Raw genomic sequence first — 14,891 nt, 5'->3', positions numbered from 1 at the left:
ATCCACCTGAGAGCGTCAGGAACGAGACTTCGCGGTACGCCGCCGCGCGGGCTTCTTCCCGCCGCCCGCGGCGACCTTCTCGCGACGCTCCGCGAGCAGTTCGAGGGCCCGCTGCATCGTGATCGATTCGACCTCGTCGCCCTTCCGCAGGCTGGCGTTGGTCTCGCCGTCCGTGACGTACGGACCGAAGCGCCCCTCCTTGATGACGATCTTGTTGCCCGAGTCCTCGCCGAGTTCGCGCAGCGGCGGCGCCGCGGCGGCCCGGCCGCGCCCGCGCTGCTTCGGTTGGGCGAAGATCTCCTTGGCCTCCTCGATGGTGACCGTGAACAGCTGGTCCTCGCCCTGCAGCGACCGGCTGTCGGTGCCCTTCTTCAGGTACGGGCCGAACCGGCCGTTCTGCGCCGTGACCGGCTCACCGTCGAGCTCCCCGACGACGCGCGGCAGCGACAGGAGCTGAAGGGCCTCCTCGAGCGTCACGGCCTCCGGCGACATCGACTTGAACAGCGACGCCGTACGCGCCTTCGCGTTCTTCGGGGCGTCCTCCGGCAGGATCTCGGTGACGAACGGGCCGAAGCGGCCGGTCTTGACCACGATCGAGTGGCCGTTCTCCGGGTCGACGCCCAGCTCGCGATCGCCGCTCGGCTGCGCGAGCAGCTCCTCGGCCTTCTCCTTGGTCAGCTCGTCGGGCGTGATGTCCTGGGGGATGTTCACCCGCTGGCCGTCACGGTCGAGGTACGGCCCGAAGCGCCCCACCCGGACCACGATGTCGCTGTCGGGGAGCGGGAAGGAGCTGACCTCCTTGGCGTCGATCTCGTCGAGGTGGCTGACCAGCTCCTTGAGCCCGTCCCCGTCCTCGCCGAAGTAGAACCGCTGCAGCCACCGGACCCGCTCGGCCTCGCCGCGCGAGATGGCGTCCAGCGCGTCCTCCATGCGCGCGGTGAAGTCGTAGTCGACGAGCTCGCCGAAGTGCTTCTCCATCAGGTTCACCACGGCGAACGCCAGGAAGGACGGCACCAGCGCGGTGCCCTTCTTGAAGACGTACCCGCGGTCCAGGATCGTGCCGAGGATGCTGGCGTACGTCGAGGGCCGGCCGATCTCGCGGTCTTCCAGCTCCTTGACCAGGCTCGCCTCGGTGTACCGCGCCGGCGGCCGGGTCGAGTGGCCCTCGGCGCCCAGCTCGGTCGCGGTGAGCGGGTCGTCCTCCGCCAGCGGCGGCAGGCGGCGCTCCTGGTCGTCGCGGTCGGAGGACGGGTCGTCCGCGCTCTCGACGTACGCCTTCAGGAAGCCGTAGAAGGTGATGATCTTTCCGGAGGCGCCGAACTCGGCCCGCTCCCCGGTGGTGGACTCGCCGCCGACGCGCACCGAGACCGACTGCCCGGTGGCGTCCTTCATCTGGCTGGCGACGGTGCGCTTCCAGATCAGCTCGTACAGCTTGAACTGGTCCCCGGACAGACCCGTCTCGCCGGGCGTGCGGAACGTGTCACCGGCCGGGCGGATCGCCTCGTGCGCCTCCTGGGCGTTCTTCACCTTGCTCTGGTAGACGCGCGGCTTGTCGGGGATGTAGTCGGCGCCGTACAGCGCCCTCGCCTGCTGGCGCGCGGCGTTGATGGCGATCTCCGACAGCGTGATGCTGTCGGTTCGCATGTAGGTGATGAAGCCGTTCTCGTACAGCCGCTGCGCGATCTGCATCGTGTACTTCGCCGAGAAGCCCAGCTTGCGGCTGGCCTCCTGCTGCAGCGTCGTCGTACGGAACGGAGCGTACGGGCTGCGGCGGTACGGCTTGCGCTCCACCGAGCTGACGGCGTACGGCCGGTCCCGCAGCCGCTCGGCGAGCCCCCGCGCGGCGGCCTCGTCGAGGTGCAGGACGTCCTGGGTCTTCAGCGTGCCCTGCGCGGTGAAGTCACGGCCCTGGGCGACGCGCTTGCCGTCGAGGGAGACCAGAGTGGCCGCGAAGGTCGAGGGCTCTTCCGGCTTGCCGGTGTCGAAGGTGGCCGACAGGTCCCAGTAGTGCGCCGGGACGAACGCGATGCGCTCGCGCTCGCGCTCGACGACGAGGCGGGTGGCGACGCTCTGCACCCGGCCCGCCGACAGCTTCGGCATGACCTTCTTCCACAGCACCGGGCTGACCTCGTAGCCGTACAGCCGGTCGAGGATGCGCCGGGTCTCCTGGGCGTCGACGAGCTTGAGGTTCAGCTCGCGGGGGCTTTCCGCGGCGGCGCGGATGGCGTCCTTGGTGATCTCGTGGAAGACCATGCGCCGCACGGGCACCTTCGGCTTGAGGACCTCGCGCAGGTGCCAGGCGATCGCCTCGCCCTCGCGGTCCTCATCCGTCGCGAGATAGAGCTCGTCGGCCTCCTGCAGCAGCTTCTTCAGCTTGGCGACCTGCTGCTTCTTGTCGGCGTTGACGACGTACAGCGGTTCGAAGCCATGGTCGACGTTCACGCCCAGGCGAGCCCAGATTTCGCTCTTGTACTTCGAGGGAATATCAGCGGCTTTCTCCGGCAAATCACGGATGTGGCCGATACTTGACTCCACGACGTAGCCACGGCCGAGATAACCCGCGATCGTCTTGGCCTTGGCGGGCGACTCGACGATCACCAGGCGGTTGCGGCTGGACCTCGTTGTGCCGTTGCTGTCGGGCACGGTGCTTGAACCTCACAAATCTCGACTGCGGCGGGAGTCGCCAAGTGCCTCCCCGAAGCCGATCCACCTGGGACGTTCGGCAGACCGGATCCGCGGAAGAGGATCACCCGCTCCCCGTGAGGACCCTAGACGGAGCAGAATAAGGCCAATGCTGGAGTACTCCTACCTAGTACTGCATCTACCACGCGGCACGACACGGGACGCCGCGAGGCAGGTGATGGTCGAGCACGCCGAACATGGCGGGTGGGAACTCGTCCGCGTGCGGGTGTACCCCGACGGACGCCGCCGAATCCAGCTCCGCCGCAAGGTCATCCGCGCTACGCGCACCTTGTAGAGGCGGCCAGTACTCGACCTCCTCGACGCTACAGCAATGTGCCCCGAGCGTGAGCGCAGGGCACATCTTGGCACAAACTTTCCCTTTTACCGGGCTTTGCCGGGCCGGAAGGCAAGCCCCCAGCCGGGCGAAGCCGGACGTCGGCGAGCGTCCACCCACCACACCGATCACAGAACCGTCACGACGGTCACCGACCCTCCCTACGGCCGCGAGACCCGGCCGGAGCGGCGGCCCGACGGACCTGCGGATCGGCGAGGCGGCCTCAGCCGTACGGTCGCCGGTCTGGCCAGATGCGGACCCGCCGCAGCCGCGCAGACGCCTCGGCCGCCACTGGCCCGCCTCAGGCATCACGGTGCGTTCTGGCCAGATTCGGACTCGTCGCAACCGCGCACACGCCTCGGCCGCCGCGGCTGCGCCTCGACCGTCCACGACTCGCCCTGACCGGTTGCGAACCCGCTCAGCCGACAGGGGCCCGCCCCGACCCCGCCTGGGCTGCGTTCTGACCGCCCATGGCTCGCCTCGACCGGCTGCGACGCCGCTTTCCCTCCGGCTGCCACGGACCCGCAGCCCGATGGCGACCCCGCTGCGGCTGCGTCTTGACCGCCTACAGGGGGCCTCGACCTGCCGCGAACCCGCCTCAGCCGGCACGGGCCCGCGCTGACGTCTGCGGGCCCGTGCCGGCGTCGTGAACCGGCGTCGACGTTGCGGGCCCGCATCACCATCGCGGGCCCGCGTCGATGTCGAAGGTCGGCGTCAGCGGTCGCGGAACCGGCGGACCAGGGAGACGGTGCCGGACGACGCCGCGAGCAGCGCCGCGAGCGCCAGGGCGGCCAGCGCACCGTTCTCCGCCTGAGCCGGCTCCTGGGCCGCGACCGTCCGCATCGGGGGGATGCGCTTGGGCGGCCCGCCCACCTGCGGGAGACCGAACCGGGCCGGGACGGGCAGCGCCGCGCCCGCGGCCGGGACCGGCCGGGTGACCGGGACGCTCGGCAGATCGGGCAGCGCCCGCGCACCCGGGACCGTGCCGGCGACTCCCGGAGGAACGGGAGCGCCGGTCTTCTCGGTGCCCGAGGCGGTCTGAGAGGTGTCGGAGGAGGACTGCGGGAGGTTCAGCGGGTTACCACCGATCCGCGCCGCGTTCGGCAGCGCGGGGAGCGCGCCCGGGATCTCGTCGGCGAGGTCGGCCAGGCGGCCGTCCACCGGGGTTCTCGGCGCCGGGACGGCCAGCGGCGTCCGAGGCGCGTCGGGGAGGGTCGACGTCACGGGGGCGCTCATGCGCCGGCGCGGCTGGAACCGCAGTCCGGTGAAGGCCGGCATGGCCGCAGGGTTGGCCGCCACCGCTCCCGTACGCGACGGCGCACCCGGCAGCACCGGGAGCTCGCTGAGTGGCGCTCGTGCCGCCATGGCGTGGTGCGGGGAGACGCAGTGGTGGTCGCCGCCGTGGCCGCCGTGACCGCCGGAGACGGAGGCGCCGCCCTCGCACCCCGCCAGGGAACGGCCGATGACGGCGACGGCGTTGCCGCAGACGTTGATCGGCGCGGTGATCGGGGCGGTGACCTGGTTACCGCCGCCGATGCTGTGCCGGCCGTTCGTGCGCCCGCCGGAGGCGGAGCCACCGCGCACCGGGGGGATCACGCCGGCGCATCCGGCGGCGGCGTCACCGAGGACCGCGACGGCGTTGCCGCAGACGTTGATCGGCGCGGTGATCGGGATGGTGACCTGATTACCCCCGAGGATGCTGTGCCGACCGTTGGTACGGCCGCCGCCGGCGCTTCCGGGGCCGGTGACCGACGCGCCGCCCTCGCACCCGGCGAGGGCGTTGCCGATGGCGTTCCCGCAGACGTTGACGGGGGCCTTGATCGGGACGTTGACCTGGTTGCCGCCGCCGATGCTGTGCCGGCCGGAGGTCGTCCCGCCGCCGCTGTGCCCGTGGCCATGGCCGCCGGAGACGGAGGCGCCGCCCTTGCATCCGGCGAGCGCCCCGCCGAGGACGGCCGCCGAGTTGCCGCAGACGTTGATCGGCGCGGCGATCGGGACGTTGACCTGGTTGCCGCCGAGGATGGATCCGGCTCCGGTCGTGTGCCCATGGTGGCCGGTGCCGTGCCCGCCGCCGTGGCCGCCGGAGACGGAGGCGCCGCCCGCGCACCCGGCCGCGGAGCGACCGATGACCGCGACCGCGTTGCCGCAGACGTTCACCGGCGCGGTGATGGGGGCGTCGACCTGGTTGCCGCCGCCGATGCTGTGCCGCCCGGACGTCGACTGCCCGCCACGGCCGCTGCCGCCGCGGTGCACGGACGCGCCGCCGACCGAGCCGGCGATCGAGTGACCGATGACGGCGACGGCGTTGCCGCTGACGTTGACAGGCGCCGAAACGGGCGCCTTGACCTGGTTGCCACCGAGCACACTGCCCGAGCCGTCGGTGACGTCGGCGAGGGCCGGACCGGCACCGAGCGCGACGAAACTCGCGGTGAGCAGCGTGGCACGCGCGGTGCTCTTCGCCCACGTAGCCATGGATGAAGCTCCTTCGATACAGGGTTGGGGGGTACGTCTCTCAGGAGTCGGAGAACGTCCCTGGGGGAATTCACGGCGTGGCCGCGCGCATGCGGGCACGCCTCGACCCGGCGGGGGCCGGGCCGGTGGTGGGGGAACTAGTCAGGCGAAAAGGAGGGCTCGTCCGCCGCAGTGCGGACGGCCGGGGGGACCGTCCGCACGATCAGGGCGGACACACGCGAGCGGCCAGAGGCCGCCCCGAACCCGAGGGCACGCCATAGCCCCGTCTGGGTGACACCGTCGCCGATGGACGGGGGAAGCGCCTGTGCCCGGTGCGGCGACTGCTGCGGCATCCGTGGCATGACCGGCGCGGGGACCCGGGAACGGGTCGCATGATCGACGGAGACCTTCTCGGACGCCCCCGTTGCGGCGACCGGACCGGTGCTCGTCACCGGCCCGCGACCGACCGTGGCGCGATGGCCGTGGCCGGGATGCCGCGGTGCCCGAGAAGGGTCCGCCGTGACCTCCGACGTACCGGGCCGTACGGCTCCGGCCGATCCGCTCGCCACAGGTGCCGGCGAGGCGGGGATCAACGGCGGGTGAGAGTGCCGGAGAGTCGCCCGGGGAATGTGCACGGCCGGTGCGGCGGCGCGCAACGACGGCAGCACGTCACCCGGATCAGCGGTGACGTGCGGGGCCGCGTGCGCGACGGCGCTGGGAAGGCGTGCGCCCGGAACGGTGTCGGCGTGTGCCTGCCCGGCGGCTCCGAACAGCCAGCCGGCGACCGCGATGCCCGCCATGGTCAGCAGGCGCCGGGTGACCGGCCGCGCGAGGAGACCGCGCAGGCACTGGGTGACCGATCGCGCGCGGAGACCACGGCGGCGCGGGACGACGGAGGTGCACCTCCGTGACCGCGACCACCTGGGAACCACGCGCCCTCCTCGGCATCGACCCACCGCGCGGAACGCAAAGGCGCTCCGTACGGTGAGTCACGCTATCACCACGGAGAGCATTGAATCGACAATTGCCGAGAGGTTTTCAGGCGTGATCAAGAAAATGGTCGAGGACGCGCACGCCGAAGCGCAGACCGTCGACTGGAACGCGCTCATCGACGCCGTGGAGCATTCCGGAAAAATCCAGATCCTTCGGCAGTTTTAGCGGTGCGAAACCGAAGCAGCGGATGCCCAGAGTGGCGAACGACTTCGCGTCCGTGCCGCCCGACAGGCAGTACGGCACCGGCCGCGCGTGCGGGTCGTTGGCCCGCAGCGCCGAGGCCATCGCGGCCACCAGCGGCCCGTCGAACTCCGTCTCCACCGCGATGTCATGGTGGACGAACTCCCGCCGTACGTGCTCGCCGAGCAGTTCGTCGACGGTCGCGAAGAACTCCTCCTCATATCCGGGCAGGAATCGCCCGTCGACCTGAGCCGTGGCGGTTTGCGGAATTACATTGGCTTTGTAGCCTGCATCCAGAACAGTCGGATTAAGGGTATTTCTGAGAGTCGCGCCGATCATCCGAGACAACGGCCCGAGTTCCCGCACGGTCTTCTCGATGTCGTCCGGGTCGAACTCCACACCCGTCGCGTCGCAGACCTCCTCCAGGAACGCGCGCACCGTCTTCGTCAGCCGTACCGGGAACTCGTGCTCCCCCAGCCGGCCCACCGCCGCCGCCAGCGCCGTCACCGCGTTGTCCGGGTGCACCATCGACCCGTGCCCGGCCGTACCCTCGGCGATCAGCCGCATCCAGGCCAGGCCCTTCTCCGCCGTCTCGATCAGGTACAGACGGTCGTCGTTCGGCAGGGTCAGGCTGAACCCGCCGACCTCCCCGATCGCCTCCGTGCACCCCTCGAACAGCTCCGGGTGGTTGTCGACCAGCCAGTGCGCGCCCCACTTGCCGCCCGCCTCCTCGTCCGCGAGGAAGGCCAGCACGACGTCCCGCTCCGGCCGACGGCCCTGACGCAGCCGCTCCCGGATCACCGCGAGGACCATCGCGTCCATGTCCTTCATGTCGACCGCGCCACGCCCCCACACGCAGTCGTCGGCGACCTCCCCGCCGAACGGATCCCGGGTCCAGTCCTCCTTGCGCGCCGGAACGACGTCCAGGTGCCCGTGGATCAACAGCGCGTCCCGCTGCGGATCGGTCCCCTCGATCCGTACGACGACGCTCGACCGCTTCGCGTGCGACTCGTAGATCTTCGGCTCGAGGCCGACCTCGGCGAGCTTCTCCGCGACGTACTCCGCGGCCACCCGCTCCCCCGGCCCGCTGTGATCACCCGGATTCGAGGTGTCGATACGGATGAGGTCACTGCACAGCTGGACTACCTCATCCTCAGCCGAAGGATTACTCACGTTGCCTCCTCGCACGCGCGGCGCAGAACCGGAGCACCGCCGCCTGAGGCGCGGCGCACCGCCTGTCGCGGGTACCCGGCTCGTCTCGCCCGGGATGTCCACCCCATCCTCCCTCAGCCGCCCCCAGGCCTGGCACGCCTGGTCAGGGTGGCCGCTGAAACCGACTTCGCGGCATCACCAGGGATTTGCTAGTCTGTGGCAGCCGACGCGGAGAGACGCGGAGGCACACCACGTCCGGGTGGCGGAATAGGCAGACGCGCTAGCTTGAGGTGCTAGTGCCCTTTGCGGGGCATGGGGGTTCAAGTCCCCCCTCGGACACACAGTTTGCACATGTCCGGTTTCCTCCGGGCATGACGGAGCGCCGTCGGGTGCCCGGTCTACGGCTGGGCACCGAACGTGACTCCCTCTTCCGGTGCTGTGGCAGTGCGTCTGCTCAGCGTGTGCGGTCGATGGTGATCCTCACCCCCTCGCGGGAGCCCGTCCCAAGGCTTCGAGTTTCGGGGTCATAGGTCAATGTGATCTCCTCCGCTCGCAAGTGGCCGATGATGTCCTCAGCGGTGGGCGGCGTGTTCACGGGATCTGGTTTGGCCAGGAGGATGTAGAGCGCCGGCAGGTGGACGAGGATGCGGTCCTCGCGGATGTAGAGGTTCTTCGGTCGCTCGGGGTCTACCTTCGAGGCGCTGGTGTAGCCGTGTCGACAGCGGTAGGCCGCCCTGCTGTTCGCCCAGCACGACTCCATGCGGCGCCCGCAGATCCCGCACCGCAGCAGTCCGGCCAACCGATAACAGCGATCTGGATCAGCGTGGCCGCGCCGGGCGCGGATGTTCTGGGCCGCGACGAAGTCGGTTTCGCTGACCAGCGCCGGGTGCGCGGGCCGGTGAGAGATCACCCAGCCGTCGGGCAGATTCCACCGCTGCACTTGGCGATGCCCGAGCCCGGTGTTGGCTGGATCGATCAGATCATGTTCGGTGGGTTGACGGTTCCACACCTGCCGCCCGGTGTAGCGCGGATTGGCCAGGATGCTCCGCACCGTGGTGTGCGTCCACTCCCGCCCGGATCGGTGGGCGTTGCGCTCCGGATCGGCCGCCGACGGGCACGGGATCTCCGCGTCGTTCAACGCACGGGCGATCCGGGCCACACTGTGACCGGCCAGCCGCTGAGCGAAGATCCATTTCACGATCGGCGCGGTCTCCGGGTCTGGCTCCAGCCGATGGGCCCGCCGCCCCCACGCAGCATGCGCCCGGTTCGGATGCGGGCCTGCGTCCACCAGCCGGTAGCCGTAGGGCGGTCGGCCACCCAGGTACCGGCCCTGCTCTCGGGCCTGCGTGGCCATCGCCGTGCGCACCCGGATCCGGGTCCGTGTGATCTCACGCTTCGACTGAATACCCAACCCGATCATCAGTTGCTCGTGGCCATCGGCCTCGAAGTCGATCCGGCCGTCGGCCTCCGGCATCCACAATTGCACGCCGTAATGCTCGAACAACGACGCCATCAGGCTGAACTGGTTGCCATAGAACGCCCGCTCATACTCCCCGATCACGATCGCGTCGAAGGTGCGATCCGGATCCGCCATCGCCGCCACCAACGCCGCGCCCACGGCAGCACCCGACTCTGCCCCACATCAAAGAATTCGGCCATGATCCGTCCATGCCCACCGACCAAGGCGGCGGCCTGATCCCGCTGCCGCGCCTGCGACGTCACCGGATCTTGATGATCCTCTGTCGACACCCGCCCATAGAAAGCGAACCGAAGCCTGCCCCCACGCGGCTCCGCCACCGTGCGGTTTCCCGATCGCTCCGCCCAGGCCAGCAGCGTATCGCCGCCCGCGCTCCGGTTTGTGCCCGACGGTACAGTCGCAACCATGGCCCGTCTCCCGCTGCAGTCGTACACTTCGGTTCCAGCATCTAATAAACCCAGAGTCCGCATATGACGAACGACAAAAATTACCAGCACACCATAACCAATTCGCACCCATAATGGGCTCATATCTTGTCATCTACGCTTCTGGCCATGAATAGCCGGGTTTAGTTCGGTTCGGCACTGATTCTCAGGGTGGCCATGTCGTGTATATAACGTATAGGCGTCATGACGGATTAACCGTCGAGGATGGCGGGCGATAAGTGATTGCGACTTCAGGCCGACGAGGTGGCTCGCCACTTCTGGGTCACGAGGATGTCGACCAGCCGCTGGTACCGCGCGTGAAAACGCAGCGGGAGGGCGGCGCTGGCGTCCAGAGGGTCCGACGGAAAGCCGTTTCGGTTGGGCTCTGCCGCCACCGCGATGGCAACGTTTCTCCACTCGCCGCCTCGGTAGGCTGCGGTCCGTGACGAAAACGAGGAAGGCCGAGCTGGATGCCTTGGTCGAGCAGGCCATCGTCGATGCCTATGACGAGTACGAACAGCTCACGGCCTTCCATTTCGTGATCGAGGACAACCTCGCTGTCCCGTTCCAGACCACCGTCCTGGGTATCGAAGTGGCTGTTACAAAAGTCGATCTGCTGCCCGGTAGCGGTATCGTCGCGGTCTGCACCCGCGACGAGCACCGCCAGGCGATCGGCATCCTGGACCTGCCACTCCCCACCCCACCCCCGGCCGGCGCCGAATGGATCGAGGCCTACCGGCACTACACCCCGTGACAATGCGACGATGAGCGAGTACCAGTACTACGAATTCCTGGCCGTCGACTGCCCCCTGGACGAACGGCAGCAGACCGAGGTCCGCGCCCTGTCCACCCGGGCCCGGATCACCGCCACCAGCTTCACCAATGAATACCACTGGGGCGATTTTCGCGGCGATCCACGCGCGATGATGGAGCGTTATTACGACGCCCACCTCTACCTCGCCAGCTGGGGCACCCACCAGGTCATGCTCCGGCTGCCCCGTACCCTCCTCGACCTGAAAACCGTCGAGCAGTACCGCATCGACCCTCACGTGGCCGCCTGGACCACCCGCGAACATCTCATCCTCGGTTTGAGCAGCGAGGACGAAGGCGGGGACTGGGTGGAGGGGGCCGAGGGCTCCCTGTCGGCCATCATCGGTGTCCGCACCGAACTCGCCGCCGGTGACCTGCGGCCTCTCTACCTGGCCTGGCTGGCCGGATACGGGACATGGGAACGCGACGAGGACGCCTTCGACTACGACGCCGAAGACGAACTCGAACCGCCGGTACCCGCCGGGCTGAGCTCCCTCACCGCGCCGCAGCGGGCCTTGGCGGACTTCCTCCGTCTGGACGCCGACCTGCTCACGGTCGCAGCCCAGACGAGCCCACCCCTGGCGAAGATCAAGAACGATCCCCACGAACTCGCCGGATGGATCAACGACCTGCCCTCCAGGGACAAGGAGCGGCTCCTGCTTCAGGTCACGCAAGGCCACGGCGCCCAGGTCCAGATGGAGTTGCTGCGTCGCTTCCGTGGTGAACCCGGCATCAGCGAGAATGGACGTCCCCGTCGCGCGGTCGCCGAGTTGTTGGACGCCGCCGCGGACATCCGGCAGGAACGCCAACGGCAGGCCGAGGCCGCGCACGTCGCAGAGGAAGCCCGCCGTGCACGAGAACGTGCACTGGCCCGCAAGAAACGACTGGACACACTGGCCCGCGACCAGGAAACCGCCTGGGCCCGCGTCGATGCGCTGATCAACACCCGCAGGCCGAACGACTACGACATAGCCGTCGAGATCATCAAGGATCTACAGGTCGTCACCTCACGCGCCGACCACGCCGAGGAGTTCGTACGGCGGTTCACGCTCCTGCGCCGACAGCATCTCCGCAAGCCCAGTCTCATCGCCCGCTTCGACCGCGCCGACCTCGGCATCGCCCCGACCGAACAGTGATCCCACCCGGCTGAGCGGCCCTGGCGAATACGCGAGGTTCGCCGACGCTCGGCCCCATGCCTTGGATCGTTGATATGTGGGCGTCTGGTCCGAGTGGGGCGAACCGGTCGAGTTGCAGATGCGGCTCGATGGGGCGCTGGTGGAGATCGCCGAACTTACCGAGCGACACGCAAACTAGATCATCACAGCCCCCTGAACAGCGCACCGCCGCCCGCCCGGACACCCCAGGATCCGTTACGCATCGGACGGAGCTCTCAGCGGTTACGGGCGATCAGCGATGTCCTTGGCCAATCAGCTTGCTCACAACCATGCTCACAACCATGCTAACTAGCATGGTTGTTGGTCTGAGGAGATGAGATGCTCGACGCAGAACTCGCGGAGATCGTCGCCAACCTTCGCACCATCGGTGCTGACATCGCCGACGTGGAGGTGAAGAAGGCCCAGGGCGGCCTCCCCAAGTCGCTGCGCGAGACTCTCTCGGCGTTCGCCAACACGCAGGGTGGTGTCATCATCCTCGGGCTGGACGAAACCCAGGGCTTTCGCGCGACGGGACTCCCCGATCCCGCAAAGCTGGCCGCTGACCTTGCTTCCATGTGCTCCGAGGACATGGAGCCGCCACTCCGACCGCTCATCAAGGTCCATACTTTCGAGGAAGCGCAGGTTCTGGTCGCGGAGATCCCTGAGATCGATCCCGCGCAGAAACCCTGCTATCCGCGCGGGACCGGCATCACCAAGGGCAGCTGCATCAGAGTCGGCGACGGCGATCGCCGACTCTCGGCCTACGAGGTTCAGGTCATGCTGTCCTCACGCGGGCAGCCCCGTGATGATGAGCAGGCCGTCCACGGTGTGGGGCTGGAACACCTTGACGCGGCCAGTGCCGATGCACTGATCGCCCGGTTGAGGACCAGCAGGCCGTACGCGTTCAAGGACCTGGGCCGTGTCGCGGTTCTGCGCCGCGCCAAGGTACTCGTACCGGGGCAGAACGGCGAGGACATGGTCTCGCTGGCGGGGCTGCTGGCGCTCGGCGACTACCCTCAGGAGCACTTCCCCCAGCTGATGGTCACCTTCGTCCACTACCCCACCGAGACCGGTCCCCGATCCAGCGAGAGATTCCTGGACAACGTGACCCTAGAGGGTCCGGTCCCGGTCATGGTCAGGGACACACTGGCCGCCATCCGCCGGAACATGTCCCGCCGGGCGATCATCGGAGGCGCCGGCCGACAGGATGTCTGGGAGTACCCCGAGACAGCGCTGCGCGAAGCGGTCGTCAACGCTCTGGTCCACCGCGATCTGTCCAGCGGCGCCCGCGGCGCTCAAGTCCAGGTGGAGATGTACCCCGACCGGCTGACCATCCGCAATCCCGGCGGACTGTTCGGCCCCGTCACCGTAGACAACCTGGGCGAAGAAGGCATCTCTTCAGCCCGCAATGCCACCCTCATCAAACTCCTCGAAGACGTCCCCCTGCCCGGCGAGACCCGCACCGTCTGCGAGAACCGCGGCTCCGGCATCCGCGCCATGCTCGACTCACTCCTAGCCGCCGGTATGAGCCCACCGCAGTTCACCGACAAGATCTCCTCCTTCCTCGTGACCTTCCCCAATCACACGCTGCTGAGCGAGGAAACGATCAACTGGATCCACAGTCTCGGCCAACAAGGGCTCACCGACAGCCAATGCGTAGCCCTCGCTGTCTTGCGTGAGGAGGGGGTCCTCGATAACCGCGCCTACCGCAACGCCACCGGCGTCGACTCCCGCGTAGCCACCAGCGAACTACAGGACCTCGTCGCCCGCGAACTCATCGCGCAAACCGGAACACGCCGGTGGGCCAGATACCAACTATCCCCTCGGCACACCGCCACGGCAGGTCGATCACCGCGCGCCGACCGCAGAGCCGAACTCCTCACAGCCCTCGACGACGAAAGCCTGTCCCGTGCCGAACTGGTCGCCCGGACCGGCCTGAGCGATCAAACCGTCCGACGGTGGCTGAAGATCATGCGCGAAGAGGGCATGATCGAGATCGTCGGCAGCAGCCCCAAGAGCATGCACGTCCGCTACCGCCGCACACGTCAGGAGCCCCTCTTCCGCCCCGAGAACACTGTCTGACCCGAAGGACGCCGACGGCAGTGGATCCTCGACCGCCATACCTAAATTGAGGTTCCCCCTGTTGCACGGACACCTACGGTGAGGTCACGACCCGCAAGGTGGAGTCTGCCGCTCTGGTAGTGCGTCATGCCCTCCGGGACGAGGAGCAGGGCAGGTGCTTCCGCCGACAGATACGACTCGTCGCGTAGAGATTATCTCCCTGTGAACGGCTCGCCGAGGTGATCAGCGTGGCGTGCCGTGACGAGATGGTGGCGACGCATCCTGAAGAGGCGCTGGTTCGGCTGCACCGTGTGGCGAGGTGAGAGCGCGGAGACCGGGCCAGAAAGACTCTGGTCGGTCTGGTGTGCGGTGCGCCTCGGCTCCGCCGTCAGATGCTGGCCCGTCTCACGGGTCCGAAATCCGAACCGGGCAAGTGGCAGCACGACGTCGAGCCCAAGTCGCCTCCTGAGATCCGATCTCAACGCCGCCCTGGCGTGACAGCGGAGCGCGTCGGGGCCGGCGGCGAGACAGTGGACGTAGTACCGCAGTAGTCGCTGCCAGTCGACGCCGTCTCGGCCGCCCGAGGAGGCGAGTTCCCTCGCCTTGCGCGTGGCGGGCGACCGCCGCGCCGTTTCTGCGGCGTCCCTAGGCGGAACCGGAAGCACCACCGATCTGGCGACCGACCGCGCGAAAGGGAGAGTCCGGGTGGCGCGGATCGTGGACTTGGTAGGCCGCCGCTCTTCCGGAATCCCGTTCCGCGCCATCTGCGCCGTAAGGTATTCGAAGAGATCATCCGGCGTGATCCAGCCGCTCTCCTTGATCCGCCCCGTTGGGAGACCCTCCACGATCTCACCGGTGAACCGCGACGTGCCCAGTGACGAACCGGCCGGAGCCATCGCAGATGCCGCCTGCAGGGCGTCGGAGGCGGTGATGAAGTACACGCCGGTCGGTCGCAACAGGGTCCTCCCCGACATAACACGGACTCTTTTGGTCGCGTCGGTGTTGCTCATCACGAGCGGGTCTCGCTCGGCCCGTCACCGACTGTGTCTACTGGCCAGCCGGGCACGCTCGGCCTCGGTGCCGAGCCTGGAGCCAGTAACGCGCAGGTCGCGCGGGATCTGGGGGTCTCGGTGGCGACGGTGCGCAGGTGGCGGGCGGCGTTCGCCCGGGGT

Annotated in this window: 10 protein-coding genes and 1 tRNA gene; 6 read left to right on the top strand and 5 right to left on the bottom strand. The window is 68.6% G+C overall.

Annotated elements, in window-relative coordinates:
* Positions 1-15: 15 nt before the first annotated feature.
* Positions 16-2,643 (bottom strand): type I DNA topoisomerase, encoded by a 2,628-nt coding sequence (gene topA, locus AB0L00_RS41780; protein WP_364443261.1) that lies wholly within the window; start codon positions 2,641-2,643, stop codon positions 16-18.
* A 148-nt stretch (positions 2,644-2,791) separates the two neighbouring features.
* Between topA and AB0L00_RS41775 the strand changes: the two genes are divergently transcribed.
* Entirely contained in the window at positions 2,792-2,977 is a 186-nt protein-coding gene (locus AB0L00_RS41775) for a DUF5703 family protein (RefSeq protein WP_252782122.1), read from the top strand.
* Positions 2,978-3,730: 753 nt separating this feature from the next.
* On the opposite strand, the gene AB0L00_RS41770 is transcribed toward AB0L00_RS41775, so the two are convergent.
* Positions 3,731-5,488 carry a chaplin family protein gene (locus tag AB0L00_RS41770; protein ID WP_364443260.1) on the bottom strand — a complete coding sequence of 586 codons (1,758 nt, stop codon included), beginning with the start codon at positions 5,486-5,488 and terminating at the stop codon, positions 3,731-3,733.
* A gap of 1,017 nt (positions 5,489-6,505) precedes the next feature.
* On the bottom strand, positions 6,506-7,813 hold the full coding sequence (locus tag AB0L00_RS41765; RefSeq protein WP_364443259.1) for a M20/M25/M40 family metallo-hydrolase: 1,308 nt from the start codon (positions 7,811-7,813) through the stop codon (positions 6,506-6,508).
* Positions 7,814-8,045: 232 nt separating this feature from the next.
* Between AB0L00_RS41765 and AB0L00_RS41760 the strand changes: the two genes are divergently transcribed.
* Positions 8,046-8,131, top strand: a tRNA-Leu gene (locus tag AB0L00_RS41760).
* A 115-nt stretch (positions 8,132-8,246) separates the two neighbouring features.
* Here the strand turns inward: AB0L00_RS41760 and AB0L00_RS41755 are convergent.
* The gene (locus AB0L00_RS41755) at positions 8,247-9,410 is read right to left on the bottom strand and encodes a recombinase family protein (protein WP_364443258.1); all 1,164 of its coding nucleotides are present in this window, start codon (positions 9,408-9,410) and stop codon (positions 8,247-8,249) included.
* Between the two features lie 726 nt (positions 9,411-10,136).
* Between AB0L00_RS41755 and AB0L00_RS41750 the strand changes: the two genes are divergently transcribed.
* The 3 genes from AB0L00_RS41750 to AB0L00_RS41740 all read left to right on the top strand — a co-directional run bounded on the left by AB0L00_RS41750 (position 10,137) and on the right by AB0L00_RS41740 (position 13,740).
* Positions 10,137-10,448, top strand: a complete 312-nt coding sequence (locus AB0L00_RS41750) for a hypothetical protein (protein WP_364443256.1) — start codon at positions 10,137-10,139, stop codon at positions 10,446-10,448.
* 10 nt (positions 10,449-10,458) lie between these two features.
* A complete protein-coding gene (locus AB0L00_RS41745) occupies positions 10,459-11,640 on the top strand; it encodes a hypothetical protein (RefSeq protein ID WP_364443254.1) in 1,182 nt (393 codons plus the stop codon).
* Between the two features lie 357 nt (positions 11,641-11,997).
* Positions 11,998-13,740 carry an ATP-binding protein gene (locus AB0L00_RS41740; RefSeq protein WP_364443252.1) on the top strand — a complete coding sequence of 581 codons (1,743 nt, stop codon included), beginning with the start codon at positions 11,998-12,000 and terminating at the stop codon, positions 13,738-13,740.
* A 191-nt stretch (positions 13,741-13,931) separates the two neighbouring features.
* On the opposite strand, the gene AB0L00_RS41735 is transcribed toward AB0L00_RS41740, so the two are convergent.
* Complete coding sequence (locus AB0L00_RS41735; protein WP_364443251.1) at positions 13,932-14,729, bottom strand: hypothetical protein; 798 nt, start codon at positions 14,727-14,729, stop codon at positions 13,932-13,934.
* A 33-nt stretch (positions 14,730-14,762) separates the two neighbouring features.
* On the opposite strand from AB0L00_RS41735, the gene AB0L00_RS41730 reads away from it, so the two are divergent.
* A partial coding sequence (locus tag AB0L00_RS41730; RefSeq protein WP_364443328.1) for a helix-turn-helix domain-containing protein occupies positions 14,763-14,891 on the top strand: 129 nt, incomplete at its 3' end.

The sequence above is a fragment of the Actinoallomurus sp. NPDC052308 genome, assembly GCF_040679195.1.
Classification (GTDB): Bacteria; Actinomycetota; Actinomycetes; order Streptosporangiales; family Streptosporangiaceae; genus Actinoallomurus; species Actinoallomurus liliacearum.
The sequence above is the reverse complement of the archived record's forward strand: the minus strand, read 5'-3'. Positions and strand labels throughout refer to the sequence as shown.

Excerpts from the sequence above, each read along its gene's own strand:
- AB0L00_RS41740 (WP_364443252.1), top strand. The coding sequence starts at position 11,998 with ATGCTCGACGCAGAACTCGCGGAGATCGTCGCCAACCTTCGCACCATC.
- AB0L00_RS41745 (WP_364443254.1), top strand. The coding sequence starts at position 10,459 with ATGAGCGAGTACCAGTACTACGAATTCCTGGCCGTCGACTGCCCCCTG.
- AB0L00_RS41775 (WP_252782122.1), top strand. The coding sequence starts at position 2,792 with ATGCTGGAGTACTCCTACCTAGTACTGCATCTACCACGCGGCACGACA.
- AB0L00_RS41735 (WP_364443251.1), bottom strand. The coding sequence starts at position 14,729 with ATGAGCAACACCGACGCGACCAAAAGAGTCCGTGTTATGTCGGGGAGG.
- AB0L00_RS41770 (WP_364443260.1), bottom strand. The coding sequence starts at position 5,488 with ATGGCTACGTGGGCGAAGAGCACCGCGCGTGCCACGCTGCTCACCGCG.